Here is a 20,806-nt window from a genome sequence, read left to right as displayed (position 1 = left end):
CATAAAGAAATAAATGGATTTATCGTAAATTTTATGTAATCAATTCGTAAGAAAAGAGATTGCTATTTTATCAGCATTGCTGTATAAGTGGGCATATAAGGATGGACACAGCAAGGGAGAGGATGGATAACATGAAAGAACTACACACACCTACTAGAACCATTATGACACCAGGACCTGTCGAAGTAGATCCGAGAGTCCTTCGGGTGATGAGTACACCAATTCTTGGTCAATTTGATCCTGCATTTACAGAGATCATGAATGAAACGATGACCTTATTACGATCACTTTTTCAAACAGAAAATGAATGGGCTTATCCAATTGATGGGACGTCCCGCTCAGGGCTTGAAGCTGTGCTTGCCAGTGTGATCGAGCCCGGAGATGTGATGCTCGTTCCGGTCTTTGGACGCTTCGGTCATTTGCTGATTGAAATTGGACAGCGCTATGGTGCTGAGGTACATACAATGGAATGTGAATGGGGAACGGTTTTTAAGCAAGACGACATCATCGTAGAGATGCATCAAGTCAAGCCGAAAATTGTTGCGATGGTTCATGGTGAAACATCTACCGGAAGATTACAGCCGCTTGAGAAAATTGGTGAAGCATGCCGAGCGCTTGATGCGCTTTTTATTGTAGACGCTGTGGCGACAATTGGTGGAGTCGAGGTCAAGGTAGACGAATGGAAAATCGATGCGGCAATTGGGGGCTCGCAGAAATGCTTGTCTGTTCCATCAGGGATGTCACCGATCACATATAATGAACGAGTGGCAGACGTCGTACAATTGAGAAAGAAAGTCGAAAAAGGGATTGCAACACAGGACGAACTGCAAAAACAGGTAGACATTTCTCCAATCAAAAGCAATTACTTTGATCTAAGCCAGCTGCAAGATTATTGGAGCCCGAGGCGGTTAAATCATCATACAGAAGCGACAACGATGCTTTATGCACTGAGAGAAGGGGTTCGACTTGTGCTAGAGGAAGGTCTGGAGGAACGTTTTCAGCGCCACTTGTTTCATGAAAAGGCTTTAATGGCAGGACTTGAAGCGATGGGGCTTGAATTATTTGGTGATCCAGACTGCAAAATGCCGGTCGTGACGTGTATCGTCATTCCAAGTGATATCGACGGAGAAGCGGTCCGGGCTGATCTTCTTCATCATTTTGGAATTGAAATTGCGAGTTCATTTGGGCCGCTTGCAGGACGGATATGGAGAATTGGCTCAATGGGCTATAGCTGCCGAAAGGAAAATATTCTATTTGTTTTAGCAGGCCTTGAAGCCATCTTGATGAAGTACGGAGCAGCCATCAATTGTGGCGCCGGGTTACAGGCGGCTCTTTCCATCTATGAACAAGCTGAATAAAAAAGGGATACTCAAAATACTCGCCACCAGCGGGTATTTTTTATTTGGGAAAAAACGCTGTTTTTTGAAAAACTAGACTTATAGAGAGCGATATCGCTATACTGAAGAAGTTCTTATCATTTTTGTCATCATTTTCATTTATTTTGAAGAAAGAGGTTTTAATATGAAAAAAATGGGCAGATTGTACATTTTGATGCTCAATATTTTTATTGCCATGCTTGGATTTGGTCTGATCGTTCCTGTCATGCCAAGTTATATTGAAGCCTTTGGCGCAACTGGGAAAACACTTGGTTTCCTCGTTGCTGCAACTGGCCTCACACAATTTGCTTTATCACCCGTCGCCGGAGCGCTGACTGATCGATTTGGACGCAGAAAATTGATTATTGCCGGGATTGCCGGCTTTACGGTAGCTCAATTTATTTTTGCATTTGCCGATCAGCTTTGGATGCTGTTTGTGTCTCGGTTTTTAGGCGGAGCTGCTGGTGCGCTGCTGATGCCCGCCATGTTTGCCTACATTGCTGATATCACAAGTGAAAAGGATCGAGGGAAAGGAATGGGGCTATTTAGTGCAGCAATGACGTTAGGCTTTGTCATTGGACCGGGTGTTGGGGGTTATTTGGTTGAGTTTGGGATTGCTTTTCCTTTCCTCATCGCTGGTTCCTTTGCAGCCCTGTCGACGCTGTTGTCTTTCTTGTTCTTACCTGAAACTTTAACAAAGGAAAAGCAGGAAGAAGCACGATTGAATAAAGAGCTTCATTTCAATCCTTTTACGCAGATGATTCAGGCTTTAAAAACACCATACGGTTTTTTGTTTATCTTGGCCTTTGTTTTGAATTTCGGAATCATTCATTTTGAATCGATCTTTGGCTTATATGTGGACCAAAAACATGGCTTTACACCGAAGGATATTGCATTTGTCATTACAGTAGCTGGACTTGCGGGTGTCATCGTTCAAGGTGCTTTAGTAAATACCTTTGTGAAACGATTTGGCGAAATGCGTGTCGTCCGTTATGCCCTTTTAGCTGCGGCGTTTATGCTGATCGCCTGCCGCTTTGCTCCTTCCTTTTGGCTCATTTTTACGGGCTCCATTTTATTTTTATCAGCCACCTCGTTTGTTCGTCCAGCTCTTAATACATTACTTTCTAAAATGGCAGGGAATCAGCAGGGGGTAGCAGGCGGCCTCAATACCTCCTTTATGAGCCTTGCGAATATCGTCGGGCCAAGTCTTGCGGGTATTTTATTTGATGTGAATATTGAGCTGCCATTTATGTTTGGAACGCTGGTGCTTTGTATGAGTTTCATTGCTTCTATTTTATGGGCGAAAAAAGCGCAGCAACATTCCCATGCCGTATCGTAATGACAGCATAGAAAAAACCGATCAGCACAAATGGATCGGTTTTTTTCGTCATCGCTCATACTTCACAACTGGTGATTTTTCTTTATGCAACGCATGAATCAATGCATCGTCTACATGCAAATGCTCCTTCACTAATTGAGGAGGGGTTAAGGCCATCCATTGGTTCAATGAAATATCAGCAAATCGATCGCTTTTAAACATTTCTAGAAACCAAAGGCTCGTTTGCCCGATATTTTGTATGTAATGCCCCATCCCGAAAGGAACATAACCAACATCACCTGCTCTGTAATTAAAAGTGCGAGCTGTCCCGCCTGCCCCAAAAACCGTCATTTTGGCTGTACCGGTTAAATAGTATTGCCACTCATCATTATTCGGGTGCCAGTGCATTTCTCTCATCCCGCCAGGTTTTACCTCCACAAGTGCAGCAGCAATCGTTTTAGATACTGGAAAATTGCGTGAGTCGACGATTCGCACGGTTCCCCCAGAGGTCACGATTGGTTTTTGACGAAGGAGCTGATGGGTAAATGGCGGTTTGATGCCGCCGTATGGATCAGAGACTGTTTGGCTTTCAATGGATGCCGGTGAAGAGCCTTGAAACATATAGCGCTGTTTATGTGGAATGCGGTCAAACAGCTTGATTGGCACGCCGAAATTAGCAGAAAGAATGTCTTTTGGTGTATGAGCAAACCAGTCTGTGATGGTGAACGTATCAAATTCAGAAAAAGCACCATCATCAAACACAAGGAGAAACTCACAGCCATCCTCAAGACCTTGAATGGAGTGCGGAATACCGGGCGGGAAATACCACAAGTCTCCTTCTTCAACATCAGCGATCATATTCCGTCCTTCTGCACCTACAGATGTGATCCGGGCTTTGCCTAAAATCATATATGCCCATTCCGCCTGCTTATGCCAATGAAGCTCACGAACACCTCCGCGCGTAAGCCGCATGTTTACACCAGCAATCGTTGTTGAAACAGGCAGCTCTCGCTCGGTAATTTCCCTCGACCAGCCGCCATGATTCAAGTGCATATGTGTATCAGAATATGAAAATTTTAAATTAGGAATCGTCCCCGCATCCGTTTTTGGGGGGACGAACATATCTGGGTTCTCCAAATCGCGCAGAACGTCTCGCGGGCCTAAATCGGTTGCGCCGGCCCCATCGTCTCGAATCGGTTGCGGGATGTGACGAATCTCCTCATCCATTTGACACCACTCCTTGTCATTCACACTTCTCCTCCAAAATATATGAGGCGTAAGAAAAAAAGATTCAATTGGAATCGGATGAAAGGTGGTTTTGAATCCGCAAAGCTAATCGCAAGCGCAATGTTGCGTCAGGATCTTTTAGGCTGATCTGGAGCAGTTCTTCACATTTCTCCAGTCGATATATCACGGTGTTGCGATGAACAGATAAACGTTTGGCTGTTTCTGAAATATGGCAATGTGTTTCGACATAAACAGATAAGGTGTGGAGAAGATTTGGGTCGACTTGTGATTGTTCATATAATGGGTGGAGATACCGCTCATAGAATGTTGTTAAATCTTTTGGTGGGATGAGCTTCAGTAAATTTGACACATCTTTTGCTTGATAGAACTGAATATATTCAGCCCGTAATGAGAGCTGGCCTGATTGCAGAGCATGGGCAGCTTCACTGAATCCTTTTGGCAGATCGGTGATGAGATAACCGCTTAAGCTTACACCAAAGGAAAAGGTGGCATTCACATGCTGTTTAATAAGGATCTGCATTTGTTTTAAAAAAGAGCAGATCGATTTGTTCATTGCCTGCCACCCGCCAGTCTCTTCTATAAGGATGATGCCGATATCTCCTTTGACAAAAAGAAAGGCGGGAAATGGACAGTGCGAAAGGGTGCTTTCAAGTAAAGCAAACACATCATCTACAAGGGTTTGCTGCTTAAGGAAACAAGAGAAATGACTGCTCTGATCAAGTTGACAGACGATACATAGATAGGGAATCGTTGTGTTTAATCCAAACATGCGTGCCAGACGGGTGACATCTTGCTCTGAGGAAATCGCCCCCTCCATCCATTTGCGAAACCATTCATTTTTGGCTCGCTCTGTTGATTGCTTGATGGCATGTTGTTTGATGCGTGAAATGGACATGGCATTTACAGCTTGTTCAATTATCAAATGCAGCCCCATGTCGCCTTGAGGATGAATGAAGGCGGGAACGACTAAATAATCATAAGCTTGTTCGTTTATATAGATAGGAAAAACAGAAAGGCTTTCTTTTGAATGAACCATAGAAAAATATTGCTGCTGCGTACTGTGAAACAAGCGGAGCATTTGTATCCAATCTGGGTTTGTCATACCTTGGGGTGAGGTGAAAAGAATACGTCCATACTGATTGATCAAATAGACAGGCTGTTGAATTCTTTGGGCCACTTTTTGCAATGCTTCAACATGATGATCGACAATGTTCATATCCACTCATTCTCCTTTTTTTAGAGCTGAATCCTTTGGTGAAGATGAATAAAAAAATGGACAATCGCTGTCAAAGTCTCTGATATCAATTTTATGTTATCAGCTCCATTCAATTTAGATAGAAAGTTGTGATGTAATATCACAAAAAAGATGGCAGGGCAACATCACATCAGTCATCTTCATTCAGAAAAATGGGTAAATATGATATGTTGTAGACAGAAGAATTTCTTTCAGAAAGATGGGTATCCCAAGAAACAAAGACTTTCAATGGGAAAATCCGTTTAGACAAGCAAGTGGCAAGAGGTGAGATAGATGATTTATATCGGATTAACTGGCTGGGGCGATCATGACAGTCTGTACCCGCCGAGAATCGGCAGCTCTCAAAAGCTGTTTCACTACGCATCAACGTTTCCCATTGTGGAACTGGATGCAAGCTTTTATGCTGTTCAGCCTGAGCGGAACCATGAAAAATGGATAAAAGATACGCCAGACGCCTTTCAATTTGTTGTGAAAGCATATCAAGGAATGACCGGGCATCAAAGAGGCGAGATCCCGTTTGCTTCAAAGGAAGAAATGTTTGATGCCTTTATTCTTTCACTGACTCCTCTCATTCGAGCAGGGAAACTGGCGATGGTTCTGTTTCAATTTCCACCATGGTTTGATTGCAAAAAGGAGCACGTCCACTATTTAAGATGGTGTAAGGAGAAGATGGGGGACATTCCTTGTGCACTCGAATTCCGAAACCGAACTTGGTTTTCAGACGAGTTTTATGAACAAACCTTATCCTTTATGGAGAAAGAAGGGTGGATTCATTCCGTCTGTGATGAACCGCAAGTCGGAGAAGGGTCTATACCGCCAGTCATAAAAGCCACACACCGTGACAAAACATTGGTCCGTTTCCACGGAAGAAATAAACAAGGCTGGCTTCACCCGGCAGATCATGAGAACTGGCGTGAAGTTCGTTACTTATATTTATATAATGAAGCTGAACTAAAGGAATGGAAAAAGAACCTCGACATCCTGCATCAGCAGTCGAAAGATGTATATGTCGTATTTAATAATAACTCAGGCGGAGATGCGGCGACGAATGGCCAGCAAATGATTGATTTACTGGATTTGACGTATTCAAGCTTATCGCCGAAGCAGTTAGATTTATTTAGTTAAATGAGAGCTGCGGCTTTCAACCTGAACGAGACGGTTCAGTGACAACTTGAGGGAGAGATCAACATGCTGCAGAAGCTATGGTTATATCATACAAACGACTTGCACAGCCACTTTGAAAACTGGCCAAAAATCGCAGCTTATATTGAAGAAAAGCGTCAAGTTCACGATCAGATGCTCTTATTTGATATTGGCGATCATATGGATCGAGTAAACCTTGTATCAGAAGCGGATTATGGAAAAGTGAATGTCAAACTTCTCAATCAGCTTGGCTATGATGGCGTCACAATTGGTAATAATGAAGGCATTACGTTGCCTCATGAGCAGCTCGACCAATTGTACAAAGACGCGCAATTCCCGGTGATTTTATCTAATTTATTTGAAAAAGGCAAAAGACCATCGTGGGCAAAGCCTTATGAAGTGATCACGTTGAACAATGGACTGAAGATCGCCGTCTTAGGGGTGACCATTGCGTATACACCTGTCTATGAAAAGCTGGGCTGGGACATTACAGACCCATTTGAGAGCATACGGGAGATGCTGCAAGAAGTGAAGGGACAAGCTGATGTCATTGTTCTTCTTTCCCATCTAGGCATCATCCATGATCGAGAGGTAGCCCATGACTTCCCGGAAATCGACATCATCTTAGGCTCACATACGCATCATCTTTTAGAACAGGGCGAGATGGACAATGGAGTTCTTCTTGCATGTGCTGAAAAGTATGGGCATTATATTGGCTGTGTCGAGCTGACCATTGATACAGCGAGTAGCGAGCTCATCGAGAAAAAAGCGACGGTGCAATCAGTGGACCAGCTGATCAGTGAATCCGATGAAGCGATCACGACTTTACAGAAAGCTGAAAGAAGAGCGAAGTCACTCATGCAGGAAAAAGTGACATCCATTGAATCAAAGCTCGAAACAAAGTGGTTTGATGACTCCCAGCTTCCGCAGCTTTTAACAGATGCCATTAAAGAATGGTGCGAGGCAGATATCGGCATGATGAATGCAGGGATGGTGCTTGATTCATTAGAGGCTGGCATCGTCACAAGAGAGGACATTCACCGGATATGTCCGCATCCCATTAATCCAATCAGGGTGACACTTACTGGGAAGCAATTGATCGAAACAGTGTCTCGTGGCTGTGAAGAAAAAATGGAACAGCTACGCATCAAAGGCTTTGGCTTTAGAGGCGAACTGATGGGGAAAATGCTATACAGCGGTTTGACTTATTCATTAGAAGAGGGCGAAACCAAACGAGTAAAAGAGGTCTATGTAAACGATCAACTCGTCAAAGAAGATGATTCCTATACGGTTGGCACAGTGGATATGTATACACTTGGCTCTCTTTTTCCTCATATACGTGACCATGAACACATCGAATATTTCATGCCGGAATTTTTGCGTGATGTCCTGAGCTGGCGATTGAAGGACGCAAAGTGAAATCCGCTCCAGCCTAACAACACTTGCCCTCCCTTCACATAGATTGTGTTGAAGGGAGTGAAGGGATATGGTGAATTTAACACCTATTACAATTGATGGCCATTCCTTTACAGCCGTCACCGTCAAGCTGCCAAAGACCAATTTCATGGCAGTGACAAATGAGCATGGTTATATTATGTGCGGTGCACTTGATGTCGGGCTCCTAAATGAAAAGCTTGCAGATAGAGGAATCATCGCAGGAAGAGCAGTCGGTGTAAGAACCATCGAGCAATTGCTGGATGCACCTTTAGAATCTGTGACATATGCCGCTGAGTCACTCGGCATTCATGCTGGCACAATTGGAAGAGATGCATTATTAAAAATGGTGAAATAAAATGTACAGATGATTCCTATCCCCCCGCCTGTCTGCATACACTTGTAATGGAGAAGGGGGGATTTTTTATTGAGATTAAACCGCCGTTATCGCCCCTATAAAAAGGGCCCTCTGCCATTTCGTTATGTCATGCTGCTTGCCGTATTATTTTTTGTGCTCTCAACTGTCATTAGCCTATTCTTCATCAATCGTTCCATTAAACCAACGTTGATTCACATTGCTGAACTAGAAACAGAACGAATCGCCAATCATCTCATCCAATATTCTGTTCAGGATTTTGCAGATGATCAGGAGAATATGAAAGATATGGTTGTGATGAATACAAGTGAGAACGGAAAAGTGACAACTATCGACTTCAATGCGCAAGCAACATCGAAAGCAATGGCTGACCTGTCACGTCACCTTCAAAAAAATCTAGAGGACATTGAAAAGGGGAATTTTCAAAAAGAGGCAAAAGAAGCATTAAAGGATCAAACAGATGGACATGACGGCATTATATATAACATTCCGCTTGGGCAAGCGTCCGGAAATGCACTTATCGCCAACCTAGGACCAAAAGTACCTGTACGATTCAGTGTCATTGGTGACCCGCATACAGACGTTGAAAAAAACATCAAGCCATATGGCATTAACAATGCCTTGATTGATATTAGTGTGCTCATTGAGGTGAAGGTGAGAGTCATCATCCCATTCGCCTCAGAAACCATCGTCGTCAAAAACTCCGTGCCTGTCTCCATTCAAGCCGTTCAAGGAGACGTCCCAGATTATTATAATGGCAGCGGAACAAATTCAGGCGCTCCATCGATTGTTCTGCCAGAAAAAAAGGAGAAGAAAGAATAACAGCCCAATGGACGAATTGGGCTGTTTTTTTCATACGCTGTGATTGCATATAGTGTTTTTGTGATGCACGTTTTATTGTTACGAAACAGACAGTCTTGTCCTTGCATCATTTTCATCGGTGATATAGGTCACGTCTTCAAATCCACATTCCACTGCATTCTTGTATAGCCATTCGAGTGTTCCCTTATTTTTGCAATAGATCGTGACATAGGAGCAATCGGCTACTAAAAGAACAAGCTCGCATTGGCTTTCAATAAATTCTTCATAGGTCTTAATATGAGTCAATGTCCCTTTTGGATATGCTTGTAAATCGGCGAAAATCATATAATACGTCTTGTTTTCAATGAGGTGTTTGAGTTCTATACCGTCCATTTCTGTTTTACCTTCAGGAAAAAGTTCTTCATCTTTTTCGCCATCAACTAGTATATTCGAGTCTTCGGTATCGATTCGCCAACTGAATTTGGTGATGTCGATCGGTTTTAGCACTTCTCCAAGGAAGACTCCGTATTCATTTGGAATGGTAAAGGTCAGTCCTCTTTTCAAAAAAACACCCCCTAACTCTTTGTGAAGTAATTATTCATTGGCTGCGATGCTTAGACTTTTTTTATGTGATCTGTTCATCTTATCCTAATTAACCACTTGATTCCATACGAATCACGTGCCATGATAAATGTTCATTGTTTTCCTTTTTGAATAGTGTAGCTATCCTGAAGGCTGATTTTTCACGATCGTCTGTTATGAAAGTGGGAGGAGGATTTGATTGATATGAAGAAAATTCATGTAAGCGGGTTTTGTTTTTTGGTATTTGCCATTGTATTTAGTGCTAAATATATGTCAGCATCGATATTATTAGCTGGGAGTGACAGTTTGAGTGTCGACTTATTTAGCGGGATGTTTGACATGATTCCACTTGAAGTAACAGTTGTGTATCTCCTTTTTTTCATCATGGGTATTCTTTTTTTAGTATTAGGATTGAAAGAGAAGCATAAGCAGTAACAGCAGACAAGTGATAATGTTGATACATATCAAAAGGAGAAGCCAGCGGTATCGCTAAACTTCTCCTTTTATTTATCGACGTTTCCGCTCGGCTCTTTCCCATGCCCTTAAATGAGGGTAAGGATCAAACGACCATTCAGTTCGTCCATTGTCTTTATACATGCCGTAATGAAGGTGTGGCGGGAATTTCCCTGCTGTGCCAGGTGGACCGTAACCGGAGCTTCCGACTGATCCGATGACTTGACCAGGTTCTACAATCTGCCCAGCTTTGAGTCCTTTTGCAAAGCCATTTAAGTGGGCAAAATAATGATAATGATTATGAATATCTCGAATGCCGATCCGCCAGCCGCCAAAGCGATTCCAGCCTTTCATTTCAATCACGCCGTACGATGTCGCACGAACAGGAAGACCGTAATGAGCAAATAGATCAGTGCCCTCATGAATTCTTCTGCCTCCAAAGCCTCTCGCATCACCCCATGTACTCCTGTAGCTGTAGTCAGCGCCAACCGGAAGAGGAAACGCATGCTTTCCAAGGTCAAGATGGCCGTAATGCTGATAGAGCTTCATAAAAGATGAAATGATTCCAACGGTTTGATCACGTCCGTAATAATCCCACAGCGCAATTTTTAATTGGTCGATGCTGCTGCCGTAATGGAGCAAGTATTGAGCAAACGTGAACAGGACATCTTCATCGTTATCGATTTCTGCTTTTCCATCCCCATTTCCATCAAGCCCAATACCGTCAAAAACTTTAATGCTTAATGGAGAGGTATCCTGCTTATTTGGATTTTCTGGTCCTATCCACATTTCCCGGGGAATGTAGATACCAATCACACCTGTTTGTTTGGGTAAATCTCTTCTGCTTTTGCGTATATTGTGTTCATACTGATCAACCGCAGCAAGTACATACCACGGGACCTGTGTGGTGATGGCGATCTTTTCATACAGTGCCATTCGCTGTTTTAATTCATCGGGCTGTTTGTTTGTCCCTTGTGCATGGACTGATGCGGGAATCATTGAAAGAGCGATGATGATCGCTAAAACCACTTTCACAAACGTCCATCTCCTTTCTTCGAACATCTCTTCTACCGTTTAGTGTGGTTTGATCACGTTATTTCATAAGAAGAAAATGTTAGTAATTTTCTTCTGTTATTTTAGGAGTCTTTTGGGTATTTTTGCAGCTCATTCCCTTGTTGTTCAATCTGTACTATGTTAAAGTGTCTAAAGAAAAGGCCTTAGGCCGAAGATTCAATTTTTTGCGGCAACAGCTGCATCCATCGTATATAGCAGGAAGATGATTGTATATGCACCTTTAACGAATTCATATGGAGATGATGGAATTGGCAAAGAAGGAAGAGCACGTAAGAAAACCGGACTGGCTTAAAATTAAGCTGAATACGAATGAAAACTATACCGGTTTGAAAAAAATGATGCGGGAAAACAACCTGCATACCGTTTGTGAGGAAGCGAAATGTCCGAATATTCACGAATGCTGGGCAGTGAGAAGAACTGCTACATTTATGATCCTCGGATCTGTTTGTACGCGCGCATGCCGTTTCTGTGCGGTGAAAACCGGACTTCCTACTGAATTAGACTTGCAAGAGCCAGAACGCGTGGCAGATTCAGTGGCTTTAATGAATTTAAAGCACGCTGTTATAACAGCGGTTGCAAGGGATGACCAAAAAGATGGCGGAGCAGGCGTATTTGCTGAAACTGTTCGTGCCATTAGAAGAAAAAGTCCATTCACAACAATTGAAGTTCTCCCTTCAGACATGGGTGGCAATTATGATAATTTGAAAACGTTAATGGATACACGCCCTGATATTTTAAATCACAATATTGAAACAGTACGCAGGTTAACACCAAGAGTTCGTGCACGGGCTACATACGATCGTTCATTGGAATTCTTGCGTCGTGCAAAAGAAATGCAGCCTGACATTCCAACGAAATCAAGCATTATGATTGGACTTGGTGAAACGAAGGAAGAAATCATTGAAGTTATGGATGATCTTCTTGCCAATAACGTTGACATCATGGCAATTGGTCAGTATTTACAACCGTCGAAAAAGCATTTGAAAGTGCAAAAATACTACCATCCAGATGAGTTTGCAGAGCTGAAGGAAATTGCCATGTCAAAAGGCTTTAGCCACTGTGAAGCTGGACCGCTTGTCCGTTCTTCTTATCATGCAGACGAACAAGTAAACGAAGCGTCTAAGAAGCGTCAGGCGCAAGCATAACAAAGAAAACGCCAGAGCTCTCTGGCGTTTTTTCTCGTATTAATTTTGGCCGTAAGGTGTGTTTCGTCTCATGGTCCGATCTGAATTCGTCATGCCATTGGCATCTTCTTTAGTTGAAATATCTCCGCCTTGAGGAGAGTATTTCATTTGTTGAATCGTTTTTGTTAAAATTTGATCAAAATCACGTGAATTGGTTTGAAGACGTGAAAAATTGGCAATGGATTGAAAGTGCTCTGGGTTATCAGAGACGTACACATGATAATAACGAGGGAGAACAGAAACCGCTGTTTTTTTCACTTGATCGGCTGATTCATCTCGGTTTTTGTTGCCTGTTCGATACACAATGAGGGCATCCTCGTCTGTGACAAGTGTTGCTGCATCCTTTATATTTGGCAGCTGGATGGCTAAACTTGTAATCACGTGGGCAAGGTGCTCACGATTTAAAGCAGGGGTTCTTTCCTTCTGATCGGTTACTTGCTGGCGCTGATAACGAACATAGCCTGCTCGATTCGTATCTGCTTCTGGCATGTTGGAATTATTTCCTTCATGACGATCAGACAGGCGGATTGTCTTGCTGGAAGAATCTTCATCCACTTGCCGGTTCATGCCTGATTGAAAGCCGCACCCGCCTAAAAGCATGCATAGGAGAATAGTGGCTGTCAGTTGTTTCATCATAAATGTGACCTCCTTTTTTCTTTAGCTTCGGCTAAATCAGAAAAAACATGCTTTAGCAATTGATGGAGTTGTTCCAATGAATTATCATTAAAGATGGATCGTTTAAAAAGAGGTGAGAAGATGATCGTCATTCAGAATGCTACCTTTGATCTTGTCAGAGAAATCAAAGACGGCTTTGATGAGGAAGCGTTTAAAGCAAGGTACTCAGATATTTTAAATAAGTATGATTATATTGTGGGGGATTGGGGCTACAACCAGCTAAGGCTGAAGGGGTTCTTTGATGACCAAAACCAAAAGGCCACATTCGATACAAAAATCAGTACACTCGATGAATACATTTATGAATACTGTAATTTTGGCTGTGCCTATTTTGTCTTAAAGCGGATTAGAAAATAACGCAAAGGGGAGCGTCATGATGTATTTCGTAGACAGAAAGAAGATTGAAGAGACATTACGTTTTTTTGAGGAGCAATATGATTTGATGCGCAGTCATCAAACATGGTCAAGCCCTTTAGAAAAAAAAGCGCTGGAACGAATTGTTCATTTGCTCGTCGAATGTATTCTTGATACAGGAAATGATATGATTGACGGCTTTATCATGCGGGACCCAGGAAGCTATGACGACATCATGGATATTCTTGTGGACGAAAAGGTTGTACCAACAGAAGAAGGCACTCACCTGAAAAAACTGGTCTCGTGCCGTAAAACACTTGTTCAGCAATACCAAGAAGTGGTTCATCACGATTTGTTGCAGGTCATCAGTGAGGTAGAACAGGCGCTGCAAGTCTTCCCGAATCGAATTCGCACTTACTTGGAGCAGGAGCTTGGACCAGTATCAGCGTTTAAATAAACCATTGGAGTTGTAAGCAGCATGAAATACAAAGGCTATTTAATTGATTTAGACGGGACGATGTATAAAGGAACAGAAAAGATTGAAGAGGCGGGGCAATTTGTTCACAAGTTAAATGAGTTGAACATCCCTTATTTGTTTGTCACGAATAACTCTTCACGCACACCGAAGCAAGTAGCAGAGAAACTGGTTTCATTCGATATTCCAGCAACGGAAGAGCAAGTCTTTACAACAAGTATGGCGACGGCAAACTATATCGCAGAACAAAAGAAAGATGCCTCGGTGTATGTGATCGGAGAAGAAGGCATTCAGCAGGCCATCGAAGAAAAAGGCTTGTCGTTTGGTCAAGAAGACGCTGATTTCGTTGTCGTTGGAATAGACCGCGGTATTACATATGAAAAACTAGCGGTAGGAGCCATTGCGATCCGTCAAGGTGCACAATTTGTTTCAACAAATGGAGATATTGCCATTCCGACAGAAAGAGGGCTGTTACCTGGAAATGGATCGTTAACATCTGTGCTGACGGTTACAACAACAGTGCAGCCAACATTTATCGGAAAGCCAGAGTCTATCATTATGGAACAGGCCATGCGGGTGCTCGGGACAGATGTGTCAGAGACGCTCATGGTGGGCGATAACTATGATACCGATATTATGGCAGGGATGAATGCAGGGATGGATACACTGCTTGTCCATACAGGCGTCACGACAAAAGAGCTGCTTCAGAAATATGACAAACAGCCAACCTATGTCATTGATTCATTATCTGAGTGGATTGAACGATTATCTTAATGAAAAGAGGACAAGCGTGAGACGCACGTCCTCTTTTGTGTTTTATTCTGCATTTCTCGCACTATGTGCCAGTCTGCTTGATGCTGCCGCAGCAATAGCACCGACAATGTCATCTAAAAAGGTGTGGCATTCGCCTGAGGATTTATCGTTGAGTTTCCCAAGAATCCCTGGTTTTTCTTTATCGATATATCCGTAATTCGTAAAGCCGATGGAGCCATAAATATTAACGATGGCAAAGGATAAAATTTCATCAACCCCATATAGACTTTCATCTGTTTCAAGAATGGATTGCAGCGGTTCTGTCAGCTTTTTTTGCTCAGCGAGAACGTCTAGTTCAACGCCTGTTAAGATGGCATTTTGGACTTCACGTTTTGCGATGACACGTTCCACATTGTGGATGCACTCTGTCATGTCTAAGCCAGGATGATATTTTTCCTGTAAAAAGAAGACAAGGTCTGCTATATCTTGAATGGTTACGCCTCGTTCTTGTAAACGGCGTCTTGCTGTTTTTTCTACTTCGTTCATCTCATGATGATGCGGCATGTTCCTCACCCAATCCTCGTAATTTGTCCACAACGTGTGAAAAAGCTTCGGATAGTAAATAGTATTCATAAATCCCTCAACCTGCGACTACGATATGATAAGAGACTGATTTTATGAACGCAGGTGAAATCATGAAAGAAACCATTTATCACACATTTGGTATTGATGTGCGTCAATTTATGCCATATGGCAGTTATCAGAGCTTTCAAACGGCGAAAGCTCTCTTCATCATTGTTCCCGTGTCTCATTTGCGAGAAGAAGAACTCACAGAGCTTTATCATATCAGTCAGTATTTACTGAATGACGGTGACCCATACGTTGCCGTGTTTGAATTAACAAACGAAGAGAAACCGACTTTTACCCATGGAAAAGAACTGTACGCTCTATTAAAGGCAGCACCGCGGGTTACAAGCCGCTCATTTCAGCACGCATCAGAGCTGGCGGCCTTTCATGTCAGGGGAAGAGGGTTTCCTTATGAGGTGTCTGAAACAAAACGTGTCGGAGCTTGGAAGGAATTATGGGCAAAACGGTTAGACCAGCTGGAAGGCTTTTGGATGCAGCAAATGCATCAAAAACCACTTGAACGATTTGAAAAGAAATTTATTGAATCCTTTCCGTATTATCTCGGATTAACGGAAAATGCCATTCAATATTTAGTGGATACAGAGCTTGATGATGAACCAAAAGAATGTGATTCAGGTACTGTTTGTCATCAGCGCTTTTCACGTATGACCTGGCCACATGAGCAGCCGCTTCGTTTACCTGTTGACTGGGTATTTGACCATCCAACAAGAGACATCGCAGAATATTTAAGAGAAACCTTTGTCCAGCATAAGGAGGATTTAATTGAAGAGGGATTCTCCTTTTTGCAGCAATATGAGCAGGTTACGCCTCTTTCATCATTTTCAAAGCGTCTGCTGTACAGCCGTCTTCTGTTTCCGCTTCATTATTTTGAAATTGTCGAAGGTTATTATATGTCAGGAGAAAATGAAAAATCTTATTATGAAGAACGATTAGATTATGTTTTAAATGATGCGAACCGCTACGAATATTTTCTCAAGGTGTTTCAAGAATTGAGTGCCATGCGCAGCGGTGGGCATCTCATTCCTCCTGTTGGATGGATTCATCAATCCGCTGATTTGAAGTTTCAGTGAACAGACGAAACGTCTCTTTTCTCTTGAGGCGTTTTTCGTTATGCTTAAAGAAATCAACCAAAGGAGTGTTCTTCTTGACGAAACCTTATGTCTATATCACAAGAAAGCTTGATGAAACAACACTTACACCATTAAAAGAAGTCGCTCATATTGACATGTGGACGAGCGAGGATGAGCCGTGTCCAAGAGAAGAGTTAGAAAAACAAGCGGCTCAAGCAGATGGGCTGCTCACGATGCTGTCAGATCAAGTAGATGAGGCACTTTTATCAAATGCTCCAAATCTAAAAGTGGTCGCGAATCTCGCGGTCGGCTATGACAATATTGATCTAAAGGCAGCTAAAAAGCACGGGATCACGGTATGTCATACACCGGACGTCTTAACAGAATCGACAGCTGATTTAGCCTTTGCGCTTTTGATGGCGTCAGCAAGACGAATTGTCGAAGCGAGTGATTGGATTAAGGATGGGAACTGGACAGGCTGGGGGCCGCTTCTTCTAGCCGGTGCTGATGTTCATCATAAAACGTTAGGGATTGTCGGAATGGGCAGTATTGGAACCGCACTGGCCAAGCGGGCAAAAGGTTTTGATATGAATGTTCTTTATCATAATCGTTCAAGAAAGCCAAAAGCAGAAGCGCAGCTAGGTGTGACCTATGCCGCATTTGATGAGCTACTTACGCAGTCTGATTTCATCGTTTGTTTGACGCCTTTAACGCCTGAAACGAAAGAAATGTTTAATAAGAAAGCATTTGAGCAGATGAAGAACACGGCTTACTTCATCAACGTTTCCAGAGGGCAGACGGTAGACGAAGAGGCTTTATATGATGCTGTCACGACAGGAAAAATTGCAGGAGCAGGTCTGGATGTATTTAGCAGGGAGCCTGTCAGTCCGGATCACCCGTTAACTACATTACCAAATGTGACAGTGCTTCCTCATATCGGAAGTGCGAGTGTTGAAACGAGAAAAAACATGATGCATTTATGTGCTGAAAATATTGCGCTTGTCCTGCAAGATCAGCAAGCCAAAACGCCAGTTCAGGCGTAATCTCAAGCTTCCCGGCTTCGGGAGCTTTTCTCACAAAAATATTTTGAAAATATAGAATCTTGATATAAATAGCTGTTAAGCGGTTTCATTCTCATATTCTCTTATTTTATTACCTTGTCAAAATGAGGATACCCCTTTATAATGTGTGTACATTGAATGTCTGTGTTAGGTTAACAAATGTCTTTTTAGAGAGGACATTTACGGAGAAAGGTGGAATTTCAGGTGAAGGCAATTCGAGTTGGACTACTAGGATTAGGAACAGTGGGGAGCGGTGTCGTTAAGATTATTCAAGATCATCAGGATAAATTAATGCACCAGATCGGCTGTCCGGTATTAATACAAAAAGTGCTTGTGAGCAATCCCGATAAAAAAAGAGATGTGGATGTGGCAAGAGAGGTCTTCACAACTGAAGTATACGATGTGATTCGAGATCCAGAGGTCGACGTCATTATTGAAGTGATGGGCGGCATTGAAGAGACAAAACAATATTTAATAGATGCACTAAATGAGAAGAAGCATGTCATTACAGCTAATAAGGATTTAATGGCGCTATATGGCACAGAGCTTTTACATGTAGCAAAAGAAAACGGCTGTGACCTTTACTATGAAGCGAGTGTCGCAGGTGGGATTCCGATTTTGCGTACACTAGAGGAAGGTTTAGCCTCTGACCGCATCACAAAAATGATGGGAATCGTGAACGGGACAACGAACTTTATTTTAACAAAAATGAATGTCGATAAAAGTGCGTATGAAGATGTATTAAAAGAAGCGCAGGATCTTGGCTTTGCAGAAGCAGATCCGACGGCGGATGTAGAAGGACTAGATGCGGCAAGAAAGATGGCCATCCTGGCAAGACTCGGCTTTTCCATGAATGTAGACTTAGAGGATGTGAAAGTGAAAGGCATCTCGGACATCTCGGATGAGGACATTAATTTCAGTAAACGTTTTGGCTATACAATGAAGCTGATTGGAATTGCCCAAAGGGACGGAGAGAAAGTGGAGGTCAGCGTACAGCCAACTTTACTTCCTGATCATCACCCGTTATCTTCCGTCAACAATGAATTTAATGCTGTCTATGTTTACGGAAGTGCTGTCGGAGAAACGATGTTTTACGGACCTGGAGCAGGCAGCCTGCCAACGGCAACAGCTGTTGTCTCTGATTTAGTCGCTGTTATGAAAAACATGCGTCTTGGTGTGAATGGCAGTGGATTTATTGCACCGCAATTTGACAAGAAAATCAAATCATCATCCGAAGTATTTGCTCAGCAATTTTTAAGAATACATGTGAGAGATCAAGTCGGAGCTTTCTCCCGCATTACATCCTTTTTTTCTGAAAGAGGCATCAGCTTTGAAAAGATCCTTCAGCTTCCTGTCAAAGGGCATGATGAGCTGGCTGAAATTGTGATTATTACACATCAAACATCAGAAGAAGATTTCTCAAATATCCTGCAAACATTAAACGATCTCGACGTGGTGGTTCAAGTGAAGAGCACGTACCGAGTAGAAGGGAACGGTTTAAGCTGATGAAGTGGAATGGACTCATTGAAGAATTTCAAGAATTCTTACCAGTAAACGAACAAACACCTAAACTAACATTAAATGAAGGAAACACACCGCTGATTCATCTCGCAAAGCTATCTGAAAAGCTTGGGATTGAGCTTCACGTGAAAACAGAAGGCGTCAACCCTACAGGTTCTTTTAAGGATCGCGGGATGGTCATGGCCGTCGCAAAGGCAAAAGAAGAAGGTAATGATACGATCATGTGTGCATCGACAGGGAATACGTCTGCAGCAGCGGCAGCTTATGCGGCGCGCGCTGATATGAAATGTATTGTCATCATTCCAGATGGAAAAATTGCCTTCGGTAAGCTGGCGCAGGCTGTCATGTACGGAGCAGAGATCATTGCCATTGACGGCAACTTTGATGATGCACTTAAAATTGTCCGCAGCATCTGTGAAAAAGCACCGATCGCACTTGTTAACTCCGTCAATCCATACCGAATTGAAGGACAAAAAACAGCGGCATTTGAAATCTGTGAGCAGCTAGGCTCCGCACCGGACGTACTGGCGATTCCTGTTGGGAATGCGGGGAATATTACAGCGTACTGGAAAGGCTTCAAAGAATATCATGAGAAAAAAGGCACTGGACTGCCAGTCATGCGTGGTTTTGAAGCAGAAGGTGCTGCAGCCATCGTTCGAAATGAAGTCATTGAGCAGCCAGAAACAGTCGCAACAGCCATTCGCATCGGAAACCCTGCAAGCTGGAAACAAGCTGTAGCAGCGGCAGATGAATCGAACGGGAAAATTGATGAAGTGACAGATGAAGAAATTCTTCATGCCTACCAATTGATCGCACGTGAAGAAGGGGTGTTTGCAGAGCCAGGGTCTTGTGCATCAATTGCAGGTGTACTCAAACAAGTGAAATCTGGAGAAATTAAGCCAGGCAGTAAAGTCGTCGCTGTACTGACAGGAAACGGATTAAAAGATCCGAATACGGCGATTGATATTTCGCACATCAAACCGGTCACACTGGATGCAGATGAAGATCAAATTCTTGAACATTTAGAAAAGGCCGCACGCGTATGAGTAACGCCTCCATGCTTTTTTCAATCACAGTACCGGGAAGCACTGCCAACTTAGGACCAGGCTTTGACTCAGTCGGAATGGCGCTCAGCCGCTATTTAAAGCTATCGGTCTATGACCATGATAGCTGGCTGTTTGAAGCAGAAACAGATGTCGTGTCTGGTATTCCATCAGGCACCGATAACCTGATCTACCAAACAGCTAAAAAGGTCGCAGATGACTTTGGAAAAACACTCCCGCCTGTTCATGTCAAAGTGTGGAGTGATATTCCATTAGCAAGGGGGCTGGGCAGCAGCGCTGCTGCCATTGTCGCCGCTATTGAGCTCGCCAATCAGCTGCTTGAATTAAAGATGACCGATGATCAGAAGCTCTTTTTTGCAAGTGAGGTAGAAGGTCATCCAGATAATGCGGGTGCCTCTTTATTCGGTGGTTTACTCATCGGTCTTCATGAAGAAGACAAGACACATGCCGTTAAAGTGCAGCATGTGGATGTAGATGTAGTCGTCGTGATTCCTTTTTATGAAGTGCTCACAAAGGATGCCCGTGATGTCCTGCCAGAGGATTTTTCCTATAAACAGGCCGTGAGCGCGAGTGCAGTGAGTAACGTCCTTGTCGCCGCCTTAATGACGCAGAACTGGCCGCTTGTAGGGGAAATGATGAATAAAGATTTATTTCATCAGCCATACCGCACGATGCTTGTCCCAGAGCTATCAAAGGTGGAGCACGTTGCTTCATTAAAAGGCGCGTATGGAACAGCATTAAGCGGTGCTGGGCCGACCATTTTGACCTTAGTGGAAAAAGGGAAGGGAGAAGCGTTGAAAGAACAGCTTGCCCAAAATTTCCCGCATTGTGAAGTAGATGTGCTGACGGTGCCGGTAGAAGGTGTCATCGTCGAGCATCATTCTGTGAATCAAATGAAGAACGTGCTATAAATGAGCACGTTCTTTTTTTATCCTTGTTTT

General features: G+C 43.1%; 22 protein-coding genes. 16 read left to right on the top strand and 6 right to left on the bottom strand.

What is annotated here, in order from left to right; genetic code table 11:
- Window positions 1-122 precede the first annotated feature (122 nt).
- On the top strand, window positions 123-1,358 hold the full coding sequence (locus KVT11_RS06255; RefSeq protein ID WP_025207926.1) for a pyridoxal-phosphate-dependent aminotransferase family protein: 1,236 nt from the start codon (window positions 123-125) through the stop codon (window positions 1,356-1,358).
- Between the two features lie 163 nt (window positions 1,359-1,521).
- The gene (locus tag KVT11_RS06250; protein ID WP_019743815.1) at window positions 1,522-2,715 is read left to right on the top strand and encodes an MFS transporter; all 1,194 of its coding nucleotides are present in this window, start codon (window positions 1,522-1,524) and stop codon (window positions 2,713-2,715) included.
- A 48-nt stretch (window positions 2,716-2,763) separates the two neighbouring features.
- On the opposite strand, the gene KVT11_RS06245 is transcribed toward KVT11_RS06250, so the two are convergent.
- On the bottom strand, window positions 2,764-3,921 hold the full coding sequence (locus KVT11_RS06245) for an oxalate decarboxylase family bicupin (protein WP_116306158.1): 1,158 nt from the start codon (window positions 3,919-3,921) through the stop codon (window positions 2,764-2,766).
- A gap of 64 nt (window positions 3,922-3,985) precedes the next feature.
- Window positions 3,986-5,158, bottom strand: coding sequence for a PucR family transcriptional regulator (locus tag KVT11_RS06240; RefSeq protein ID WP_116306155.1), 1,173 nt, complete (start codon window positions 5,156-5,158; stop codon window positions 3,986-3,988).
- A 312-nt stretch (window positions 5,159-5,470) separates the two neighbouring features.
- Here KVT11_RS06240 and KVT11_RS06235 point away from each other — a divergent pair, with 312 nt between their 5' ends.
- The 4 genes from KVT11_RS06235 to yunB all read left to right on the top strand — a co-directional run bounded on the left by KVT11_RS06235 (window position 5,471) and on the right by yunB (window position 8,972).
- Window positions 5,471-6,322, top strand: coding sequence for a DUF72 domain-containing protein (locus KVT11_RS06235; protein WP_007500400.1), 852 nt, complete (start codon window positions 5,471-5,473; stop codon window positions 6,320-6,322).
- Between the two features lie 63 nt (window positions 6,323-6,385).
- Window positions 6,386-7,759, top strand: coding sequence for a bifunctional metallophosphatase/5'-nucleotidase (locus KVT11_RS06230; protein ID WP_057079122.1), 1,374 nt, complete (start codon window positions 6,386-6,388; stop codon window positions 7,757-7,759).
- A 67-nt stretch (window positions 7,760-7,826) separates the two neighbouring features.
- Entirely contained in the window at window positions 7,827-8,132 is a 306-nt protein-coding gene (locus tag KVT11_RS06225) for a YunC family protein (protein WP_007500404.1), read from the top strand.
- A gap of 69 nt (window positions 8,133-8,201) precedes the next feature.
- Window positions 8,202-8,972 carry a sporulation protein YunB gene (gene yunB, locus KVT11_RS06220; protein WP_017367991.1) on the top strand — a complete coding sequence of 257 codons (771 nt, stop codon included), beginning with the start codon at window positions 8,202-8,204 and terminating at the stop codon, window positions 8,970-8,972.
- 78 nt (window positions 8,973-9,050) lie between these two features.
- Here the strand turns inward: yunB and KVT11_RS06215 are convergent, their stop codons facing one another.
- Complete coding sequence (locus KVT11_RS06215; RefSeq protein WP_116306153.1) at window positions 9,051-9,515, bottom strand: DUF2691 family protein; 465 nt, start codon at window positions 9,513-9,515, stop codon at window positions 9,051-9,053.
- A gap of 222 nt (window positions 9,516-9,737) precedes the next feature.
- On the opposite strand from KVT11_RS06215, the gene KVT11_RS06210 reads away from it, so the two are divergent.
- Window positions 9,738-9,968, top strand: coding sequence for a hypothetical protein (locus KVT11_RS06210; protein ID WP_048002535.1), 231 nt, complete (start codon window positions 9,738-9,740; stop codon window positions 9,966-9,968).
- A 72-nt stretch (window positions 9,969-10,040) separates the two neighbouring features.
- Here KVT11_RS06210 and KVT11_RS06205 read toward each other — a convergent pair whose 3' ends face one another.
- On the bottom strand, window positions 10,041-10,985 hold the full coding sequence (locus tag KVT11_RS06205; RefSeq protein ID WP_223255603.1) for a M23 family metallopeptidase: 945 nt from the start codon (window positions 10,983-10,985) through the stop codon (window positions 10,041-10,043).
- A gap of 323 nt (window positions 10,986-11,308) precedes the next feature.
- Here KVT11_RS06205 and lipA point away from each other — a divergent pair, with 323 nt between their 5' ends.
- Window positions 11,309-12,205, top strand: coding sequence for a lipoyl synthase (gene lipA / locus KVT11_RS06200; protein ID WP_008360456.1), 897 nt, complete (start codon window positions 11,309-11,311; stop codon window positions 12,203-12,205).
- Between the two features lie 39 nt (window positions 12,206-12,244).
- Here lipA and KVT11_RS06195 read toward each other — a convergent pair whose 3' ends face one another.
- Window positions 12,245-12,880 carry a YhcN/YlaJ family sporulation lipoprotein gene (locus KVT11_RS06195; RefSeq protein ID WP_008346841.1) on the bottom strand — a complete coding sequence of 212 codons (636 nt, stop codon included), beginning with the start codon at window positions 12,878-12,880 and terminating at the stop codon, window positions 12,245-12,247.
- 120 nt (window positions 12,881-13,000) lie between these two features.
- Here KVT11_RS06195 and KVT11_RS06190 point away from each other — a divergent pair, with 120 nt between their 5' ends.
- From KVT11_RS06190 to KVT11_RS06180, 3 genes are read left to right on the top strand one after another with little or no spacing between them, the layout of a single operon-like run.
- Window positions 13,001-13,276: a YutD family protein gene (locus KVT11_RS06190; RefSeq protein WP_008346837.1), complete on the top strand. Its 276-nt coding sequence runs from the start codon at window positions 13,001-13,003 to the stop codon at window positions 13,274-13,276.
- A gap of 19 nt (window positions 13,277-13,295) precedes the next feature.
- Complete coding sequence (locus KVT11_RS06185) at window positions 13,296-13,730, top strand: DUF86 domain-containing protein (protein ID WP_024719757.1); 435 nt, start codon at window positions 13,296-13,298, stop codon at window positions 13,728-13,730.
- Between the two features lie 21 nt (window positions 13,731-13,751).
- Complete coding sequence (locus KVT11_RS06180) at window positions 13,752-14,522, top strand: TIGR01457 family HAD-type hydrolase (protein WP_008346835.1); 771 nt, start codon at window positions 13,752-13,754, stop codon at window positions 14,520-14,522.
- 42 nt (window positions 14,523-14,564) lie between these two features.
- Here KVT11_RS06180 and KVT11_RS06175 read toward each other — a convergent pair whose 3' ends face one another.
- The gene (locus KVT11_RS06175; RefSeq protein ID WP_024719755.1) at window positions 14,565-15,065 is read right to left on the bottom strand and encodes a phosphatidylglycerophosphatase A family protein; all 501 of its coding nucleotides are present in this window, start codon (window positions 15,063-15,065) and stop codon (window positions 14,565-14,567) included.
- 113 nt (window positions 15,066-15,178) lie between these two features.
- Here KVT11_RS06175 and yutH point away from each other — a divergent pair, with 113 nt between their 5' ends.
- From yutH to thrB, 5 genes are all read left to right on the top strand, one after another.
- Window positions 15,179-16,219 (top strand): spore coat putative kinase YutH, encoded by a 1,041-nt coding sequence (gene yutH / locus KVT11_RS06170; RefSeq protein WP_035389301.1) that lies wholly within the window; start codon window positions 15,179-15,181, stop codon window positions 16,217-16,219.
- Between the two features lie 74 nt (window positions 16,220-16,293).
- Window positions 16,294-17,262 carry a 2-hydroxyacid dehydrogenase gene (locus tag KVT11_RS06165; protein ID WP_041091844.1) on the top strand — a complete coding sequence of 323 codons (969 nt, stop codon included), beginning with the start codon at window positions 16,294-16,296 and terminating at the stop codon, window positions 17,260-17,262.
- 222 nt (window positions 17,263-17,484) lie between these two features.
- Complete coding sequence (locus tag KVT11_RS06160) at window positions 17,485-18,786, top strand: homoserine dehydrogenase (RefSeq protein WP_210552199.1); 1,302 nt, start codon at window positions 17,485-17,487, stop codon at window positions 18,784-18,786.
- Window positions 18,786-19,847, top strand: coding sequence for a threonine synthase (gene thrC, locus KVT11_RS06155; protein ID WP_008346825.1), 1,062 nt, complete (start codon window positions 18,786-18,788; stop codon window positions 19,845-19,847). Before KVT11_RS06160 ends, thrC begins: the two co-directional genes overlap by 1 nt.
- The gene (thrB, locus tag KVT11_RS06150; RefSeq protein ID WP_017358917.1) at window positions 19,844-20,776 is read left to right on the top strand and encodes a homoserine kinase; all 933 of its coding nucleotides are present in this window, start codon (window positions 19,844-19,846) and stop codon (window positions 20,774-20,776) included. Before thrC ends, thrB begins: the two co-directional genes overlap by 4 nt.
- The last annotated feature ends 30 nt before the right edge of the window (window positions 20,777-20,806 follow it).

Source organism: Bacillus sp. GbtcB10, from assembly GCF_019091365.1.
GTDB lineage: Bacteria > Bacillota > Bacilli > Bacillales > Bacillaceae > Bacillus > Bacillus altitudinis.
This window is presented reverse-complemented; position numbering and strand designations above follow the sequence as displayed.

What these genes read in the sequence shown, in the direction of transcription:
- KVT11_RS06255 (WP_025207926.1), top strand. Translation starts at nt 123, where the DNA reads ATGGATAACATGAAAGAACTACACACACCTACTAGAACCATTATGACA.
- KVT11_RS06250 (WP_019743815.1), top strand. Translation starts at nt 1,522, where the DNA reads ATGAAAAAAATGGGCAGATTGTACATTTTGATGCTCAATATTTTTATT.
- KVT11_RS06245 (WP_116306158.1), bottom strand. Translation starts at nt 3,921, where the DNA reads ATGGATGAGGAGATTCGTCACATCCCGCAACCGATTCGAGACGATGGG.
- KVT11_RS06240 (WP_116306155.1), bottom strand. Translation starts at nt 5,158, where the DNA reads ATGAACATTGTCGATCATCATGTTGAAGCATTGCAAAAAGTGGCCCAA.
- KVT11_RS06235 (WP_007500400.1), top strand. Translation starts at nt 5,471, where the DNA reads ATGATTTATATCGGATTAACTGGCTGGGGCGATCATGACAGTCTGTAC.
- KVT11_RS06230 (WP_057079122.1), top strand. Translation starts at nt 6,386, where the DNA reads ATGCTGCAGAAGCTATGGTTATATCATACAAACGACTTGCACAGCCAC.
- KVT11_RS06225 (WP_007500404.1), top strand. Translation starts at nt 7,827, where the DNA reads ATGGTGAATTTAACACCTATTACAATTGATGGCCATTCCTTTACAGCC.
- KVT11_RS06210 (WP_048002535.1), top strand. Translation starts at nt 9,738, where the DNA reads ATGAAGAAAATTCATGTAAGCGGGTTTTGTTTTTTGGTATTTGCCATT.
- KVT11_RS06205 (WP_223255603.1), bottom strand. Translation starts at nt 10,985, where the DNA reads ATGATTCCCGCATCAGTCCATGCACAAGGGACAAACAAACAGCCCGAT.
- KVT11_RS06195 (WP_008346841.1), bottom strand. Translation starts at nt 12,880, where the DNA reads ATGATGAAACAACTGACAGCCACTATTCTCCTATGCATGCTTTTAGGC.
- KVT11_RS06190 (WP_008346837.1), top strand. Translation starts at nt 13,001, where the DNA reads ATGATCGTCATTCAGAATGCTACCTTTGATCTTGTCAGAGAAATCAAA.
- KVT11_RS06185 (WP_024719757.1), top strand. Translation starts at nt 13,296, where the DNA reads ATGTATTTCGTAGACAGAAAGAAGATTGAAGAGACATTACGTTTTTTT.
- KVT11_RS06180 (WP_008346835.1), top strand. Translation starts at nt 13,752, where the DNA reads ATGAAATACAAAGGCTATTTAATTGATTTAGACGGGACGATGTATAAA.
- KVT11_RS06175 (WP_024719755.1), bottom strand. Translation starts at nt 15,065, where the DNA reads ATGCCGCATCATCATGAGATGAACGAAGTAGAAAAAACAGCAAGACGC.
- yutH (WP_035389301.1), top strand. Translation starts at nt 15,179, where the DNA reads ATGAACGCAGGTGAAATCATGAAAGAAACCATTTATCACACATTTGGT.
- thrC (WP_008346825.1), top strand. Translation starts at nt 18,786, where the DNA reads ATGAAGTGGAATGGACTCATTGAAGAATTTCAAGAATTCTTACCAGTA.
- thrB (WP_017358917.1), top strand. Translation starts at nt 19,844, where the DNA reads ATGAGTAACGCCTCCATGCTTTTTTCAATCACAGTACCGGGAAGCACT.